The organism is Bacteroides cellulosilyticus DSM 14838, assembly GCF_000158035.1.
GTDB lineage: Bacteria > Bacteroidota > Bacteroidia > Bacteroidales > Bacteroidaceae > Bacteroides > Bacteroides cellulosilyticus.
The window spans coordinates 1,425,674-1,445,090 of the sequence record NZ_EQ973490.1 but is presented as its reverse complement, the minus strand read 5'-3'; the positions used below and the strand labels follow the sequence as shown (position 1 = coordinate 1,445,090).

Below are 19,417 nucleotides of genomic sequence, written 5' to 3'. Positions count from 1 at the left end.
AATTGAAAATGAAAACGATGAATAAAATAATTATTGCACTTTTGGCAATGGCAAGCTTTACGGCTTGCGACGGATTACTCAATATGACTCCGGAAGATACTTTAAGTCCGGGAACCTTCTTTTCTTCCGCAACCGAATTACAGTTATGGACAGGATGGCTTTTATACTCAACTGGAGAATGCTGACGATGTAGTGGCTACAAATGCCGACGATAATATCGACAGTGAATTAGGAGCCGTACTGCAAGGACAACGTTCGGCAGCAGATGAAAGTGGCTGGAACTGGGATAAACTGCGCAGTATCAATTACTACCTGCAGCACTCCGACAGATGCAAAGATATGGCAGCCAGAAATGAATACGACGGAGTAGCATACTTCATGCGGGCATACTTCTACTATGTAAAAGTACGTCGCTACGGAGATGTTCCCTGGTACAATCAGGTACTTACCTCCGTTAGTCAGGAACTATTGTTTAAACCACGTGATGACCGTGGTTTAGTTATGGATTCTATCATGAACGATCTGGATAAAGCCATACGTTTACTCCCTGCCGCAAAGAGTACGGCAAGAGTAACCAAATGGACAGCATTAGCACTCAAAACAAGAGTAGCGCTCTATGAAGGAACCTACCGTAAATACCGTGGAATGAATGATGCTGATAAATACCTGAAACAAGTGGCAGAAGCCGGTGAAACTTTCATTAAGGAAAGCGGTTATAAATTATACACTACGGGTCCCTCCCCCTATCGCTCTTTATTTAACAGTCTGGATGCATGTACTGAAGAAGTAATATTGGCACGACTTTATAGCCAAACAGCCAATGTAATGCATGGAATTCCTTTTGCTATAAAGAACGGGCGGCAAGGGTTTACAAAACGTTTTATGAATCACTATCTGATGGCCGACGGAACACGTTATTCGGACAAGGCAGGTTGGCAGACCGATGGTTTTGTTGCAGAAACCACGAATCGTGACCCACGCATGCAGCAAACAGTACTGTGTCCGGGATATATCCAGACGGGTGCATCTAAAGTGACAGCCAATGACCTTACAGCATTGACCGGTTACCAGCCTATTAAATTTGTCGGAGAATCCAAGTATGACGGTGCCAATAAGGCATTTACCGATTGGCCTCTGTTCCGCACAGCCGAAGTATACCTAAATTATGCAGAAGCAAAAGCCGAACTGGGTACACTGACTCAAAATGACCTGGATATATCCATCAATAAGCTACGCGCACGCGCTAAAATGCCCGATTTGGATATGAATGAAGCGAATGCAACGCCTGATCCCCTGATGCAGGAGTATTATCCTAACGTAACCCAAAGTACAAACACAGGAGTCATTCTTGAAATCCGCAGAGAACGTACTATAGAATTAACGATGGAAGGTTTCCGTCTTTGGGATATCTTCCGTTGGAAAGAGGGACAACAGCTTACAAAACCTTTCTATGGATGCTACTTCCCCTCGGAAGGTGAATACGATATGGATGCAAACGGTACAAACGACCTCTTACTCTACACTGAAGACAAGGGAAACTTCAAAGGTACTGTAAAGAAGTTGGGTAAAGATCTCATTTTAACCAACGTAACATCCGGTAACATTCATGCATTGGATAAGATCAAGGTAACTTGGGATGAGAACCGGGATTACCTGTGGCCGATACCTGCAAGCGAGCGTGTTGTAACCGGTGGTAAACTGACACAAAATCCGGGTTGGACAGATAGTACAAACTTTGATTAATGACATAGAACAGATTTTATTATGAATAGGTATTTAATAAATATATTACTCTTTTTTGCTGCTACTGCTTACGGACAGCAAAATAGAATGGACTTCCTTTTAGATAAACTAAATGATGGCGGTAAGTCCGACTATGTAATGATCATCGCCCACCGTGGTGACTGGCGCAATGCACCCGAAAACTCTCTCCAAGCCTACCAAAGCTGTATTGATGCCGGATTTGACGGCATTGAGATTGATGTGCAGATGACCAAAGACAGCGTCATAGTAATGATGCACGACAAAACAATAGACCGCACTACCACCGGAAAGGGTAAGGTATCCGACTATACACTGGCAGAACTGAAAGAGCTATATCTAAGAAGTCCTATCGGAGTAGTCACACGACAGAAGATACCTACTTTGGACGAGGTATTGGAAATGGCTAAAGGAAAAATTCTCATTCAGGTTGATAAATGGCAACCGGTAAAAGAAAAGGTGATTGAAGTAGCCAAGCAGCATGGATGTATGAATCAGATTATCTTGCGCGGTACTAAAAACAGTAAGCAAGTGATTGAGGAATATGGAAAATTCCCGGAAGGCCTTATTTACATTCCAGTATTAGTCTGCAAGGGTGATGGAGATAACGAAAAACTGGATGATTTTATGGATAACATAAAGACCTCTGTAATCAGTCTTTCATTCAAGCGTGATGACTTTCCTGTAATAAACCGTGCTAAAGAGATTAAAGGCAGAGGGTTCCGTATCTGGTACAACTCTCTATGGGCGGACTTCAACGGAGGTCATGATGATGAACTGGCAATGGACGATCCGGAAAACAGCTATGGATGGCTCTTGCAAAAAGGAGCTAATATCATCTTCAGTGACCACCCCTTTTTACTGGATGCATATTTAAAGAAAATAGGTAGAAGATAATTAAAATAAGAATAGATATGAGAAGAATAGTTTTTATACTGATTGCAATACTCGCAACTGTGCAACTTAGTGCGCAAGACAGGGTTAGCAAAATTCGTGAGAAGTTATTAAACCGTGATCAAAGCACAGTTATTGTTGCCTCACACCGCGGAGACTGGCGCAATTTCCCAGAGAACTCCTTGGAAGCTATAGACAATGCTATCAAGATGGGTGTAGACATCGTGGAACTGGATGTACAACGTACCAAAGACGGTGAGTTGATATTGATGCATGACCCCACGCTGGACCGTACCACTACCGGAAAAGGAAAAATAGCAGAAGTAGCCTTGGATTCCATCCGGAAACTAAAGTTGAAAAATGGTTGTGCCATCCGCACAATCCACAATGTACCGACTCTGGAAGAAGCTTTGATGCACGCCAAAGGAAAGATTATGCTGAATCTTGATAAAGCCGACCGTTACTTCGAACAGGTATATGCACTGATGGAAAAAACAGGAACGACCAAACAGATTATTATGAAAGGGAATAAATCGGCGGAAGAAGTAAAAAAACAGTTTGGCAATTATCTGAATGATGTGATCTATATGCCTATTGTCAATTTGGACAAGGTTAATGCCGAAGAACAAATTGAAACATTCATCAAAGATATGAATCCTGTAGCCTTTGAACTGTTATATGTAAAAGACTCCAATCCACTTCCTGTTAAATTGAAATCATCACTCGATGGCCGTGCACTGATCTGGTACAATACATTATGGGATACCATGGCAGGTGGTCATGACGATGATTTGTCACTCAAGAACCCGGATGAAGGATATGGCTACCTGATTGATAAATTGGGAGCAAGAATTATTCAAACGGACCGTCCTCAATACCTGCTTGATTATCTGAGAAGCAGAGGATTGCACAATTAAAATACTGGCTTAAATACAAGGGAATGTTCCGGGCTGATTAGCCCGGAACACCTTTTTACGCCCTTTTAAAACCAAAGATTATGAACAGAAGACTATTTATTTCTGAACTGGCTGTCCTATCAGTAGGGTTCACCGTACAGGCTCAGACTGCCGGAAAAACAATAAAGCCCAATATACTTTTTATCCTGGCTGATGATTTGGGATGGATGGATTTAAGCTGCTACGGAAGTTCCTTTTATGAGACTCCCAACATCGACCAACTTGCCAAAGAAGGAATCCGCTTCACAAATGCCTACGCAGCATGCCCTGTTAGTTCACCCACCCGCACCAGTTTTCAGACCGGAAAATATCCTGCAAGACTTCATCTGACGGACTACATCCCCGGTGGATATGCAGTAGCTTCCCGCAAAAGAATTATTGATGCGACATGTCCGGTTCTTCCTGTACCGTTTGTACAGAACCTGCCATTGAGTGAACTTACTATTGGAGAAGCTCTCAAACAGGAAGGTTATCAGACCGCCCATATCGGCAAGTGGAATTGTTCTATCGATTCGCTCACTTATCCGCAATATCAAGGTTACGATATAAACATAGCCGGATGCAATAAAGGGGGACCAGGCAAAGGAGGGTACTTCTCTCCTTATCACAATCCTTACCTGAGTGACGGCCCGGAAGGAGAATATCTGACCGACCGCCTGGGTGACGAGTGTATCAAGATTATCCGCCGCTTCAAAGATAAGCCATTCTTTATCAACCTGCCTTTCTATCAGGTTCACACGCCTCTGCTAGCCAAAGCAGATAAAGTGAAGTATTTTGAAGAAAAAGCAAAAAGGATGGGACTCAACTCATTCAAAACATTCAATATTACACCGGAATGGAAAAACAAGCAGCCCTTTCAAGATTCAACACATATTGAAAGAATCATTCAAAGTAATACTGTATATGCTGCCATGATTGCCAGTATGGATGAAAACATTGGCAGAATAATCGATGAATTGAAACGTCTGGGGCTATATGAGAATACAATCATCATATTTACTTCGGACAACGGAGGATTGTCTACTTCCGAAGGTTCGCCAACAGCTAATCTCCCATTGAGGGGAGGTAAAGGTTTCACATACGAAGGAGGAATAAGAGAACCTCTTATCGTACGTATTCCTCACATGGAAAATGCAGGAAATCGGTGTGACAGTATGGTGATTTCTACAGATTATTATCCTACAATACTCGAAATGACCGGAAGCAGCCTACATCCTGAACAGCATCTGGATGGTATCAGCTTCTTCCCATTGTTGAAGAATGAAAAGCGAAATTACCGTGACGCTATATACTGGCATTATCCTCATTATTCCAATCAAGGAGGGCGTCCTTCAGGCGCCATCCGCATGGGAAGCTATAAGTTACTCCAGTTTTACGACACTGGTGAACTTGAATTATATGATCTTTCAAAAGATTTATCTGAAAAAGAAAATCTAAAAGATAGCGAACCGGAGCTCACAGAGAGATTACTCAATAAATTAGAAAACTGGCGTACAAGTGTAAACGCAGATATGCCCATTAAAAATACTAAAGTACATGATTAAAAGAATACTTGATTTTTATAAGATATCACTCCCAGCTACAGAAGCTTGTCAGGATACAGACTCACAACGCTTCAAGCGTATCCGTCTTGTCACCTTTCTGTCTGCCACAATGGGGTACGGCATTTATTATGTATGTCGCCTCAGCATGAATATTGTTCGCAAACCTATTGTTGAAGACGGGGTATTCTCTGAAACGGAATTGGGAATCATAGGTTCCTGCCTCTTCTTTGTTTATGCTGTAGGAAAACTGACAAACGGCTTTCTGGCAGACCGCAGCAATGTAAAGCGTTTCATGTCCACCGGATTGCTCTGCTCTGCATTGATCAATCTGATATTAGGATTTACAAACTCTTTTTATGCTTTTGTCTTACTTTGGGGATTGAATGGTTGGTTCCAATCTATGGGAGCCCCTTCCGGGGTCGTATCGCTAAGCCGTTGGTACAACAGTAGAGAACGCGGTACTTACTATGGTTTCTGGTCTGCCAGTCATAATATAGGCGAAGCATTGACATTTATCTCGATTGCATTGGTAGTGAGTTGGATGGGATGGAAATACGGAATGATCGGAGCGGGAATCATCGGTCTGCTGGGCTTTCTGATGATGTCTGTCTTTATGAAAGATACTCCTCAAAGCCAAGGTTTTCTGTTGGATAAAGAGACGGAGCAAGATAATTCTAAAAGGCAATCAGAAGAATTCAATCGTGCCCAGAAAGCCGTTCTTCGTAATCCCGCCATCTGGATATTGGCTCTTTCCAGTGCTTTCATGTACATCAGTCGCTATGCAGTGAACAGCTGGGGAGTGTTTTACTTGCAGGCACAAAAAGGATACGATACGTTGGACGCAAGTTTCATTATCTCTATCAGCTCTATTTGCGGAATTGTAGGAACCGTACTTTCGGGTATTATTTCTGATAAATTATTTGCTGGTAGCCGGAATGTCCCGGCATTGGTATTCGGAGTAATGAATGTAGCGGCTTTATGTTTATTTTTGCTTATACCCGGCGTTCATTTCTGGCTGGATGCTTTAGCCATGGTTTTATTTGGTCTGGGCATCGGAGTACTGATCTGCTTTCTGGGTGGACTGATGGCTGTTGATATTGCTCCGCGAAATGCTTCGGGTGCAGCTTTGGGTGTGGTAGGAATTGCAAGTTACATCGGTGCGGGGTTACAGGATGTGATGAGCGGTGTATTGATAGAAGGGCAAAAGACTGTAGTAAACGGAACGGATGTGTATGATTTCACATATATCAATTGGTTCTGGATTGGAGCTGCACTGCTATCTACTTTGCTTGCGTTACTGGTGTGGAACGCGAAAGCGGATACTGCTACAACAAATTAGGAAAGTAAGCCTTTAAAACATTTCAGCAACATACGCCTTTATCTCTAAAAGTGGAAATAGAAAAATCCTGCATATACAGCGGCATGTATATGCAGGATTCCCGTATAATATACTTCATTTATGCAATTGTTTGATGAAAAAAGTCTGTTCCTTGTTCGCAAGAAGTTAACTTTAAATGACATAACCCAATTTACTCAATCGTTTCAAACTACTGAAAGCGGTACTCGAAGACTCAATTCCCTGATTCCTGAGAAAAGACAAACTGGTAGGAGAACCAAGATTCATATTTAAACCTATCAGCACTTTTTTGTCCGTGCGGTTAAAAGTTGCCCACAATCTTCAGTTTGTTTTTTCAATGAGTTCCTTTAGATCTGGTTATCTCACCTTTCTTCCTCTTCTTCCCCGCCATCGGGTGTTCCTTCTTCACCTCAAACGAATAGCTACCGGGAAGAAGCTTCAAGACTACCTGCCCGCTTCCTTCACCAATATATTCTATTCCCTTGCATTTTCGGATAAGTTTCTCCCCTTCGCGGACATCTCTCAACGATGCAGCCGGCAAATACAGCGTAGCCGTAGTATTTCCAGGTACCGTAAAAGCGTAATGGATCATGCCTCTTTCCTCTCTCCAACTACTCTCAATACGTCCGTACATCGAATCATAATATCCCCGGGCATACTTCATCTTTCCGGTCGGATCGGGCATCGGTTTCAGAATGAACTGTTTGAAACCGGGATAAGCCTCATCACGTTGTATTCCTAAAGAATAATTGTACATCCAGGCACCCACGGCACCAAAAGAATAATGATTGAAAGAGTTCATGCGATTGTTACCACCGAAACCATCCGTGTGAGTGTAAGAGTTCAGACGTTCCCAAATGGTAGTCGCCCCCTGTTCCACGGAGTAAAGCCACGAAGGATAATCTGTCTGTTGAAGCAGCCTGTAAGCCAGATCGTTCAGCCCGTAATCGGATAAAGCCTTACTGATCCATGCCGTACCGATGAAACCGGTCATAAGAGAGTAAGAAGGACACAGGCGGCCTCTATCAGTGGTATTCTCCCGTCTGACTGTCTCCGCAAGATTAGCAATCACCTTATTACGGTTCTCTTCATTAATAATGCCGAAAGCCAATGGAAGCACATACGAAGTCTGTATATCGACAGGTTGCCCCTTCTTGTCAGGGATGAAAGCGGAGAATATCGTTTTTCCGCTTTCCGGCTCTATATAGGTCTTATTGAAGAAATCCCTTCGGGCGGCATGCAAGTCGCGGAACCATGCGGCATCGGATGTCTTGCCCAAAGCCGCCGCCATCTTCGTCATCAAATCCAGGTCGTGGATGAAATAGGCTTCCCATACCAGGGACTTATCATTCTTCTCATCCTCCAATCCCAGCCAGTCGCACAGGTCCCCCCATGAACGGGTCTGCACGATCAGGTTGGTTTCCGTCTCAATCGTTTGGTCAATGATATATTGAATATAACGCTTCATGGCTGTGTAGTGCTCGCTCAGCAGTGCGGTATCTCCGTATTGCTGGTAGCACTCCCAGGGAACCGTAATTCCGGCACTGCCCCACAGCATACCACCGAAACCACCACCCAGCGGGGCGATATCCGGGAAGCGCCCGTCCGTCCGCTGCACATCGCGCATGGCACGCATGTGACGGCGCAGGAACTGCGGTACATCCGCCAGATAAGTGGCGGTACGGGAGAAGACAGAGATATCCCCACTCCATCCCAAGCGCTCATTGCGTTGCGGACAGTCCGTAGGAATGGAGAGGAAATTGCCGTAAGAAGACCAGGTGATATTCTTCCACAGCTGGTTCACCCGTGCATTGGAAGTTTCGTAGTGAGAAGCCAGTTCGTGTATAGAGCTTAGCACTATCCCTTTCACGGATTCCACAGGCAAGGATTTGTCAATACCCGTTATCTCTATAAAGCGGTAGCCATGATAGGTGAAACGGGGAGAGATGGTTTCCTGCCCGCCTTTAGCGATATAAATATCCTGAGCCATAGCGGCACGGATATTCTCCAGCATAATCATGCCGATATTCCCCTCGTATTCCGGCAAATCGGGATATTTCACTTCCGCAAAGCGCAGAGTGATTTCCGTTCCGGGCTGCATGCCCGACAAACTGATACGGGGGACTCCTACCATATTCTGCCCCATGTCGTACACAAACACGCCGGGGCGGACTTCTTCTACTGAAAGAGCCGTCAGTTCATTGATTGGTTTCACCGTCTGGCCGAATTGCCCGATAAGTTCAAAACCTGAATAATCGTTCACCCACGGCATATTCGGGTTTCCCACCTTACTGATATGTCCTTCCAAAGCAACCTCATGAGCCGGTTTCCAGGCAGATGCATCATAAGATGCCGTGCTCCATCCTTCCACCGCCGGTTCTCTTAAAGCATCATACACTTCGCCCTGAAAGAAACTTCCGTAAGCGACGGGGCCTTTACCGAAATACTGCCAGGACAAAGGATCGGTCACCACAACATTGGTCCGACCGTCCGCATACGTGATAACCAGCTTTGCCAATAAAGACTGGCGGTCACCGAAGAAGTTCCAGTTATCTCCCGTAAAAGTAGCACCACCGCTCCACCAGCCTTCTGCCAGCAAAGCACCCAGGGCATTTCTGCCGGAATGGACGTACTTTGTCACATCAAACGTCTGGTACAGATGAGTTTTGTTATACTGGGTAACTCCGGGATTAAAATAATCATCCCCTACACGATTACCATTGAGATAGACCTCATAAATGCCACGTGAAGTAACATACAGGCGGGCTTTTACAATCTCCGCATCGGGAGAAGAGAAGACCGTACGAAGCATCGGTGCGGAGTTTCCTTCGGGAGTGAATATAGTAAGAACACCGGAAGTGCCGCCGGCTATCCGGCTATTTCCTTCCCGGCAAGTAGTAATCACGTTCGAAGGGCTTCTGAAGTTGGCAATCTCCATTTCCGGGAAAGTGGCGGATTGCCCAGCGGGAACATCAAAGCCGATGTCGCCCACTACCGGGAAAGCGATGAAATCACCTCCCTGCCCCAGCGGATTCAGATTTATCCAACCAAGTTCTTCAGCATTATCCACATAGAATCTTGTAAAACCCAGATCAGAAGTAAGGCTCACCGTATGCCGGTCATACTTATTACTTTCATTAATCAATGTCAGGGGGATGGGAAAGCTCTTGAAAGGAACATCTTTCCGATCATCCGGGTGGTATCCTACACGATATACATTCAACATCGCCTCTTTACCCGAAGCAAGCGAATCCAAGTCCAGTTCTATTTTTATGTAAGACTCATCTTTCCCGTTCTGCAACTGATACAGGTTCTTATTCTTATCCATCAGACGTTGATCATTCGCTCCGTAGACAAAGCCTGCACGGGTACTCTTTGTCTCCTTATCCAACCGGAGTGCAACGTTCAGCCTGAACACCGGAAGATAGTGGGAATAGAGCACCATGTCTTCATCTCCGCCACCTATCCACTTCGCATCACTCCATCCCTCATACGGATTGGCTTTACTCATCAGTCCCGTTTCAAACCAGGAGGTCGAGGAAGATTGCTCACCCTTCTGGTTCCATACGTTTACCGTCCAGAAATAGCAGGTAGTGGGTTGCAGGGGAGCACCGGCATATTCAATGTTCAGCGACAGGTCACTCGACACTCTTCCGCTGTCCCATACCGTTTGTCCAGCTTCATCAGTCACCGTTATCTGATAGGCTTTCTGCGAATACCCCCTTTCGGTATTCTGCATTACCATCTGCCAACTGAAGCGGGGCTTTTCCACATCTATACCCAATGGCATTTCGGCATATTCCACTTTGAGCTTTTCAATAGATACAGCATGTTCCGTAGCAGCATACAACAGAGCAGGGCAGGAAAGATAGATAAGCAAAACAGATAAAATGTGAATTCTACATCTTTTCATACGTGATGTTTTTAGGGTTATAAAGGAGATTAGGCAAGCAAAGATAATAAACTTGCCCAATCTCTTCATTATGAGACACTCATTTTATTACTGGCCGGATGCTATTTGCTCTTCTTGTGAAGCAATAGGGGTTTCATTCAGCTCATAACCGGAATATCCATAGTTCTGATTTACCCGGCCATACAAGTTCGCATCAATGGCGGTCTGCGGTATAGGCCAGAATATATTGTACTTCCCTATTTTGTATTCATCATTATGAAGCGTTTTCACACCCTTATTGTAATAGTTATTATATTCCGTGATTCTGTGCCACCAATAACTGTTACTACTTTCGTCTGCAAGGTCTTTCGGAGAGGTGTAATTCCCTTCCTGATTCTCTTTTATAAACGAAACACGTACAAGTTCCACATGCCTGAACTCTTCATACATCAGCTCACGGGCCCTTTCATCCATAATCACGTCCAGCCCGTCCAATCCATTAAGTTCGCCGGCATCGAACAAATCCGTACATCCGGCACGTTCTCTGATCTTATTTACATCAGCGGCAGCTTTCGCATATTCCTTCTTCCAGTAGTAAGCCTCCGCCCTCAGCAGATAAGCTTCCGCAAGACGATATACATACCAGTCGCCCGAACCTCCAACGTAGTCCGTACCCGAATATCCATTGGCTACTTCCCTCGCCGTATCTTCTACCCATAATTTATAATACGGATAATCGAACCAGCAACGAATGGTATCCTTGCACAATAGCGTGCCGTCATCCGCATACTTCTGTATAGGTTTCAGATAATAGACAGCATCATCCGTACCCAATAATTTAGGATCATTATATTTCAGATCCTCCATCACGAACCAGTTACCGGCTTCCCGACTGTGTCGGAGATCATTTTTATCACCCCACATGGATTTTTCCGCATGATAAGTAGGTCTTGAAAACGCTTCACCACGTCCATAGATCGCCCTGCAATCTAAAAAGTCAGGATATTGTGCCAGCATACCCGCCGTAGCAGACTGTCTCGTCATACCGGACTGCGACTTACTGGGCACCAGGATACCTCTGTTCACATCTGTTTGCGACCAGAACGGAGTCATATTATACAGGTAATTCGTATTGAGCCGGCTTTCTGAATTATCATATCTGTTCACCATGAGCATGATGGTCTCCTTATTGGAAGCATCCGCCTTATTTACCGGTCTATGCAAATCCCAGATCACATTGCGTGTCACCGGATGATGTTCCGGATAAGGATTCTCCCACTTGCCAAATGTATTTTCCATCAGTTCATATCCGGAAGCGTCAATAAGTGCATTGGCCTGTTCAAGCGCCTTGTCAAAATCTCCGGCTGCCATGTAATACTTAATAAGCAGCATCCGGCAGGCTCCTTTGTTTTCTTTACCATAGTCAACCTGATCTGGGATATGCCCTACGGCATATTCCAGATCTTTAATCATTTGCTCGATAACCACTTCCATCTTTGTGGAACGAAAGTCGAGCTTCGGAGTCGTGACTTCTTTCGACAGGAAGGGGATATCACCAAACTGGAAAATCAGATGATAGTAACGCCAGGCACGCTGGAAATAAGCACTGGATAGCATCTGTTCTTTGGTGGTCTGGTCCAAATCCAACTCGGAAATGCGCGAAATCACCACATTGGCAAAGCTGATACCTTGTGTACCCATATTCCAGAACCAATTAATCATATTCGTACCGAACCAATTGTTCTCAGAAATAGGAGTCACATTCGAAAGGATGTCCTGGCACCCGCTAAAGTCGGATACAGCCGTTACAGCCACATCCGAGAATATCATTTCCGTAGCCAATGCAGGCCCGTTATCCTCCATATAATAATAACGCATCTGTCTGTGGCAGGTAGTGAGCGCAGCTTCCAACCCTTCTTTGGTGGATAACGTCACACTGGGTTCATAAAATGACAATGGTTCCGGCTTCAGCCAACTGTCCGAACATCCCGTTAATGCTAATGAAGATAACCCGAAGGTCAGATATATCGCTTTTATTAGATTTGTTTTCATGATAGTTATTTAATTAAAATGTTATACTTGCACCGAAAGTAAATGTTCTGGGGAGAAGTCCCTTTGTTTCCGGGTCCCAATAATCCCACTCTTTGTCAAAGGCCCAGACAGCCACATTCCTGACAGTTCCGTATATACTGATCTCTTTAGCCATCAGTTTCCGTGCAAACTGTTGGGGCACCCTGTAAGAAACAGAAATATTCTCCAGGCGGATAAAGCCTTTGTTTATCACCTTCTTGGGGTTGATATTCGAAGGACGTGTCGACTTCAGACGGGCATACGAATTTGATTTGTTCTCAGGAGTCCAGTATTCGCGCTTATAGGTATTCGAATAATCACCCAGATTATCAAAGAAGTTCAGATATTCCGTTGTACTTTGCTTATGTCCCATCTGAGAATAAAGATTGAGAGAAATATCCCAATTCCGAAACAAAGTAAATTCATTTCTGAACGACCATCTGAACTTAGGTGTTTCCTGACCTAAGAAGACCTTATCCTCCTGGGTAATCTTATAATCTCCATTCACATCCCTGACTTTTGCATCACCCGGTTGCTGCCCGTACTTTGCGGCTTCTTCCGCTTCATCTTCCTGCCAGATGCCGATGAATTCATGATCCCAGATGGCCGAAATATCTTTCCCTACAAACCAGCCCCTGTTCACATCGTCCACTTCTTTACTTCCTACCACTTCTCCGGCCTCGTTCAATACATCTTCGTAACGGTAATACAAATGCTTAATCGTATTCTTGTTGTGTGAAAGCCCGAATGTAGAAGACCAGGTAAAGTTCTTATTGCGGATATTAACCGTATTCAATGAGAATTCAAACCCTTCATTATTAACCTGTCCCAGATTGGTTACGATATCCGTATAACCTGTAAAGCCCGGCAAGCTTCTGTCTACCAACAAGTCCGTTGTAGGCATATGGTACCATTCAATGCTACCATTGATACGGTCATTCAGGAAACCGAAATCCAGACCGACATTCCAGGATGTGGTAGTTTCCCATTTCAAATCCGTATTGGACATTCTTTCAATCTGCAATGAAGACACTTCATACAGACTCCCTTGTGGAGTAACATAAGTATATTTGCCGGCCGTACCTCCATGCAATTGGGACAAGGCTTGGTAAATACCGATATCCCGGTTTCCATTCTTACCCCAGGACAAACGCAGCTTACCGCTACTCATTGGCGCCCACTTGAAGAACTTTTCATTCGTGAAACTCCATGCCACGGCTATGGCGGGAAATGTAGCCCAGGGATTGGAAGCACCGAAAGCAGAGAAACCGTCGCGACGAACAGATGCGGTCAGCATATAGCGGTTGTCATAAGAGTAGAATAAACGGGCCATCAATGCGGCACCCGTATGTTTCGTATCATTGGCACTGATTTCTTTGTTGCCCGCAGTCTTCATGTTATGCCATTCCAGTACATCCGAAGGGGTAAAGTCGGAAGCTACCATTGACTCTTCCCATACTTCATATTTCTCGGCACTCTGGAGCAAGGTCAAGTCTATATTATGTTTCTTGGCGAAAGTATAGTTCCACTTCACCATATTGTCCAGTGTCCAATCTACGGAACGGGCCGTCGATCTGCCTGCAACTCCGTTGTCTTTGTCAAAGACGCTTTGCGAACTGTTCCAGTATCTTGAATGGTTCCAACTATACCGGGGTGCAAAGTTGAACTGATATGAAATGTTGAAAGGCAGTTTTAATTTAGCATAGAAATTCGCCGTCACATTCTGGGTACCTGCATCTTTGGATGACATGGAGTTATTGTAAAGGCTGTTCACACCCGTTACCTGATTCTTTTCTCCCATAGGCCAGGGATTCAGCGTGCCGTCGCTATAATATGGAGTAGAGTAAGGAGAATTAGCGATCTGTCCTTCCCAACTCACCGTCTGGAAACCTTCTTCCCGACTCTGCAAATTCAGATTGACACCTGCCTCCATGAAGTTACCTATCTTTCCATCCAGTCGCAAATTGGTACGATAATTCTTAAACCGGTCTCCTACCACCAATCCTTCGCTGTCCAGATAACCTAAAGACCAGTAATAATTCAGGTTGGACGTCTTACCGGACAGACTTACATTGTAGTCCTGTCTCAATCCGGTTTGGAAAGAGGCATCATACCAGTCGTATGTTCTACCCGCATAATAGTTTTCGCGCTCTATCTCTCCCAGACCGATGCGTTGCAACCAGATGTCTTCCATATTCGTGGAACCCTGTCCTATGGCATCATAGTTACGCCATTGCGCTTCGGTAAGGTTATACTTATTCAGGTTTTCGGCCGTGGGCTTAACGTAATAGCCTTGATTCCCGAACCCGTTGCTGCTTGCCGCATAATCTGCACGATATTGCAAATACTCATCCGCACTATACACCTCCCGGTTAGCCCCCATGGTCACAAAACCCACGCTTGCATCGAACCGAATAGTCGGTTTCTCCTCCGTTCCTTTCTTGGTAGTAACAAGTACTACGCCGTTAGCCGACTTTGCTCCGTAAACGGCTGCCGATGATGCGTCTTTCAAGACGTCTACAGACTCTATATCCACCGGATTTATTTCAGAAAGATCACCCTGAAAGATCATACCGTTCAGAACAATCAATGGCCCGGTTCCACCTTTCAGAGAGCGACGTCCACGCACTAACATATTACCACCGCCTTTGGCATCGTTGGACAGATCCACGTTCAGTCCCGGTGCCGCGCTACGCAATAAATCCTGCATGGTAGCCGGTTTCTCTTTCGCCATCTTTTCAGCCTGCACATGGGTAATGGCACCTGTCAGGTCTTTCTTCTTCATACTGCCATAGCCGATTACAACGACTTCGTCCAGTAAATTGGCATCTTCACGCAGAACCACACGCAACAGTTTCAGATCCTTCAGCTTCACTTCCTGTGAAACATATCCTATATAGCTAAACTGAAGTACATTGCCCACATTGGCAACCAGCGTAAACTTACCTTCAAGGTCTGTCACACTGCCTTGGCTACCACCTTTCACCAGAACGGTAACCCCGATCAAAGGTTCTCCCGATTCATCGGTAACCACACCCGTTACGCCGGCCTGACGTACATCAGCCACTGCCTGTCTGGTCAGAATGATATGGTTTCCCTCCATCTTATAGCGGATAGGAGAGTTTGCCAGCAATGTATTCAGTACTTCCGATACCTTTGCATTATCCGCCCGGATACTTTTGCGCGCCTCTACGTTTACATCTTCTTTATAGATGAACAGATAATCCGTCTGAGACTCTATTTCATTCAGTATAGATTCAAGTTGTACATTGGTTCGATTGATTGTCACCCGTGCATTTTGTGAGTGACTATTCTTCGCCATCAGGCTAAAAGCACAGAAGAACAAAAAGAATATTGATATTCTCATAATTCTAAATAATAATGTTAATTGCGGATTTTTAGGGCAATAAATATCCGACAAAGGAATGTTTTTCATATCTTTGTAAATGAGTTATTAATACGATTTATAAATTGAATTGTGTTAATCAGGGCCGGTGGATGGGGCAAACATCCATCGGCTTTCTTGTTTTCCATCAGTATTGTTCCATAGGCTAATCTTTTGTTTTAATCCGGTTAATACTACGATTTACTTTATATAAATGACGTCATTATCTTTATCTCTCCGGTAAGTAAAGGCTACATCCTTCTGCAAAACACGCAATGCATAGTCCAGCCCGTCGGATATACGGAACTTGCCGGTCAGCGCCACGCCTTCTATGCTCTTCTTATCCAACTGAATCTTCAGATCATAATATCTTTCCAGATCTTCCATGATCCGGGCAAAGGGTTTATTCTTGAAGCAATACAAACCTTCTTTCCAGCGGTACACATTATAATCATCAATCTTGCTCACCACCAGTTTGCCATCCTTCAGAGTCGTTTTATACTGGGGAAGAAGCACTACGGCAAGCTTTTCATTAGCAGGAGACTTCACCCTCACCTTTCCCTGCATCAGAGAAGCCTCAAAAGTGCGCCCTGCCGAATAGGCCTCCACATTGAACTTTGTGCCCAGTACTTCCACATCCATTGCATGCGTCCGCACCACGAAAGGGGATTTCTCATTGTGTGCCACCTCAAAATAAGCCTCTCCGTCCAGTATCACTTCGCGTTTGCCTTTCATGAACGAGACAGGATATTTCATCGTCGTTCCGGCGTTCAGCCAAACGTTTGAACCATCGGGTAAATCGAGGTTCACACGCTGGCCGGCCGGCACGGTAATAGTTTGCATGGCTACATTCATATCCTCCTTATCTTCTCCTATTGAAAACAATGCAGCCGTTATGCCTACCGTTATCGCGACAACAGAAGCTATCTTCAGAAACTCTCTGACGAAATGGTTTCTTTTCTTTCTGAGTGTAGTTTGGCCGTCAGATGATTCGAAGCGCCCCGAAAGAATGATGGCATTGAACAGCTTGCGCTCCCGACGTAACAGCTTGCTGTTCTCCTCGGAGGCTTCCGACCATTCTTTCACCAATCTCATTTCTTCTACGGAAGCACGACCTTCGAAAAAACGATATAATAAGTCTTTATCCATACATACTTTTATTTGTGTATCTATAGTAATAGCGAACCACGGGAAATATTCCCTAGTAGAAAAACAAACTTTTTTCAGTTGAGGTAGAAAAAGAGTAAAGAGACGGGCAGGTAATCTTTCAGGGCCAAGCGTAACTCCCTGGTAGACTTGGAGATATGAAACTCTACGCCTTTGGTTGTCATTTCCAGTAAAGCTGCGATTTCTTTATGAGACTTATTCTCATAACGGCTCATCCTAAAAATACGCCTGGTTTGTTCGGGCAAGCTATCCAGAGTCTTATCAACAATCTCCTGTATCTCTGCCGTAAAGACCTCATAAGGTTCAAAGTCCTCCAATGTAACGATTCTACCGGACAGCTCCCAAGCATAGATTTGGGAGATTTCATCCGAAACGTCCTGCCGGATTTGCTGATGCCGCAGATGGTCAATGCATTTATGTTTGATAGTGGTCAGTACATAAGCCGGAATATTGGTATCGGCAGGCAGGCGGTCTTTATTTTCCCAGTAATACATCATGGACTCAATGACAAAGTCTTCGGCAACGGCTTCATCGTGCACATAGGTACAGGCAAAGTGAACGAAGCGCTGCTGATAGTCAATAAAGAACTTATTAAAAAAATTCAGATCTATTGTCATTGACCGTCAAGTATATTAAATTAAAAAAGGTATGGTAATGCAAATATAAGCCTTTTCATTCATAACCGGACAAAGCCGGGCTTAAAAAACAAAGCCTGTCCAGGAGATGAACCGTCTGGAATACGAAGTTACATTGTGACATTTTGCATTCCTAAGCCATCGAGAATCATTTCTTTAGCCCCGAAGCACAGGTACATCGGAAATATACAAAAGAAAATTCGCATCTGCTTAACTAATAGAATGATATAAAAATACGGACAATCCTGTTATGTTGAAAGTAGGTCCGTTTTGCCCGGAATAGATGCTCCGTTTCAGAAGAATAAATGTTCCGTTCAACAAGAATGCATGTTCCGCTCGTCCGGAATGCTTGTTATACTCAACAAGAATACTTGTTCCGTTCATCCGGAATACCTGTATGATCTGTTCAAAACCTATACTCATTGCATAAAGCTTGTATAAGGATAAGAAATCATGCAAATCTGCCGCATGTATATGCATTCCATTCTGCGGTACAATCCTATTTCAGGCTTTCAGCAAACGGCATAAGTCAAAAAAAAGGCGCTTTTGATGACGTATTGCATCAAAAGCGCCTCTATGCTTATCATTTCGCCTTCACTCTCAATATAGTATATGAGAATGGCGGGAAGGTATAATCGAAGCTCTTTCCAAAGCCTTTGTATTCGCTTTCCTTCGGAGAGATCTTCATTGGTTCTTCAAACGAGTTCTCATCCATGTCACTGGCTGCGGACAGAGAAATCACTTTACCGGTCTTCTCCACGCTATCCACTCCATCCAGTTTGATCCGTAACGGATAGGACTGAGCCTCTGAGTTCACTACTTTCACGATCACCTCACCGGTTGCCTCATCATAACCGGAAGAGAAGAACTGAAGCGGAGTCGTCTCCGGGGCATGGGCCAATATCAGTTTGCCATCCATGAAGAGTTCGCTCTTCTGAGGAGTAACCACCAGTTTCGCGTCGTACCATTTATCGGTTTCGAGACTGTGAGATACCCGGTCGCCTGCCACACCGGAAGTGCGTCCACCTATAACTCCTTCTACAGCCGTCGTACCATTGTTCCATCCGGCAACGTTATATACAAAGCCTTTGTTACTGTCCTCCGACAAGCCGAAATAGAGGAAGAAACCTTCGTTACCGCCTTCTTTGCGAACCTTGAACTCCAGTGTAAACTGGTTGCCATTGAAGCCATCAACAATGTATTTCGCCGGTTCTCTCAGAGATGTTTGCTTCAACAGACCGTTATCCAGACTCCATTCGCCTTCTTTCTTCACCGCCTTGTTAAGATCAAGATCAATAGGCGCTCCATCTGCTCCGGTCAGTTTCACATCCTTGAATTCAACTTGTGTATGCCAGGAGCCGAAGCCGAAACGTCCTTCATTATAATCGGCTATCCGTGGAGTGCTCATAGTCATATTACTCTTCACATTGTACGTCGGACGGTTTTCAGCCGCCATCTGTTGTACATAGTAAGAACTGCGTCCAAGTACCTGGTCCGTATCCAGCCAAATGAGGTTGACAGCCCACGAACGGTCGTTCCGGTTCTCCAGAAGCGGGGCATACGAAGTCATCTTCACCAGATCACCGTTGCGCTCCATACCGGAGATAAAGGCGGCTTCCGAGAGGGCGGCACGCATGTTTCCACCGCCTACATTGGCGTTACAAGCATATTCGCCTACATAGACATCGTATTTTCCACGCGGATGGTTATCAAAGATAGTCGTGTTCTGGAAGAAGAATTCCGGATTCCACGTACC

The 19,417-nt window shown here is 44.7% G+C and carries 10 protein-coding genes and 1 pseudogene; 5 read left to right on the top strand and 6 right to left on the bottom strand.

Annotated elements, in window-relative coordinates:
• Positions 1-8 precede the first annotated feature (8 nt).
• The 5 genes and pseudogenes from BACCELL_RS09845 to BACCELL_RS09825 all read left to right on the top strand — a co-directional run bounded on the left by BACCELL_RS09845 (position 9) and on the right by BACCELL_RS09825 (position 6,494).
• Positions 9-1,743, top strand: a pseudogene (locus BACCELL_RS09845) (RagB/SusD family nutrient uptake outer membrane protein).
• Between the two features lie 21 nt (positions 1,744-1,764).
• The gene (locus BACCELL_RS09840) at positions 1,765-2,658 is read left to right on the top strand and encodes a glycerophosphodiester phosphodiesterase family protein (protein WP_007211597.1); all 894 of its coding nucleotides are present in this window, start codon (positions 1,765-1,767) and stop codon (positions 2,656-2,658) included.
• A 17-nt stretch (positions 2,659-2,675) separates the two neighbouring features.
• Positions 2,676-3,572, top strand: coding sequence for a glycerophosphodiester phosphodiesterase family protein (locus BACCELL_RS09835; RefSeq protein ID WP_007211596.1), 897 nt, complete (start codon positions 2,676-2,678; stop codon positions 3,570-3,572).
• 80 nt (positions 3,573-3,652) lie between these two features.
• The gene (locus BACCELL_RS09830) at positions 3,653-5,155 is read left to right on the top strand and encodes a sulfatase (RefSeq protein ID WP_007211595.1); all 1,503 of its coding nucleotides are present in this window, start codon (positions 3,653-3,655) and stop codon (positions 5,153-5,155) included.
• Positions 5,148-6,494, top strand: a complete 1,347-nt coding sequence (locus tag BACCELL_RS09825) for an MFS transporter (protein ID WP_007211594.1) — start codon at positions 5,148-5,150, stop codon at positions 6,492-6,494. Before BACCELL_RS09830 ends, BACCELL_RS09825 begins: the two co-directional genes overlap by 8 nt.
• Positions 6,495-6,846: 352 nt before the next feature.
• Here BACCELL_RS09825 and BACCELL_RS09820 read toward each other — a convergent pair whose 3' ends face one another.
• The 6 genes from BACCELL_RS09820 to BACCELL_RS09790 form a co-directional block, all read right to left on the bottom strand.
• Positions 6,847-10,425, bottom strand: coding sequence for an alpha-L-rhamnosidase (locus BACCELL_RS09820; protein ID WP_192914507.1), 3,579 nt, complete (start codon positions 10,423-10,425; stop codon positions 6,847-6,849).
• A gap of 87 nt (positions 10,426-10,512) precedes the next feature.
• Positions 10,513-12,456 carry a RagB/SusD family nutrient uptake outer membrane protein gene (locus BACCELL_RS09815; RefSeq protein ID WP_007211590.1) on the bottom strand — a complete coding sequence of 648 codons (1,944 nt, stop codon included), beginning with the start codon at positions 12,454-12,456 and terminating at the stop codon, positions 10,513-10,515.
• 13 nt (positions 12,457-12,469) lie between these two features.
• The gene (locus tag BACCELL_RS09810) at positions 12,470-15,841 is read right to left on the bottom strand and encodes a TonB-dependent receptor (RefSeq protein ID WP_242577617.1); all 3,372 of its coding nucleotides are present in this window, start codon (positions 15,839-15,841) and stop codon (positions 12,470-12,472) included.
• A 219-nt stretch (positions 15,842-16,060) separates the two neighbouring features.
• Positions 16,061-17,008: a FecR family protein gene (locus tag BACCELL_RS09805; RefSeq protein ID WP_007211588.1), complete on the bottom strand. Its 948-nt coding sequence runs from the start codon at positions 17,006-17,008 to the stop codon at positions 16,061-16,063.
• A 74-nt stretch (positions 17,009-17,082) separates the two neighbouring features.
• Positions 17,083-17,643 (bottom strand): RNA polymerase sigma-70 factor, encoded by a 561-nt coding sequence (locus BACCELL_RS09800; RefSeq protein ID WP_007211587.1) that lies wholly within the window; start codon positions 17,641-17,643, stop codon positions 17,083-17,085.
• A gap of 601 nt (positions 17,644-18,244) precedes the next feature.
• The coding region (locus BACCELL_RS09790) for an alpha-L-arabinofuranosidase C-terminal domain-containing protein (RefSeq protein ID WP_007211585.1) at positions 18,245-19,417 on the bottom strand (1,173 nt) is incomplete at its 5' end.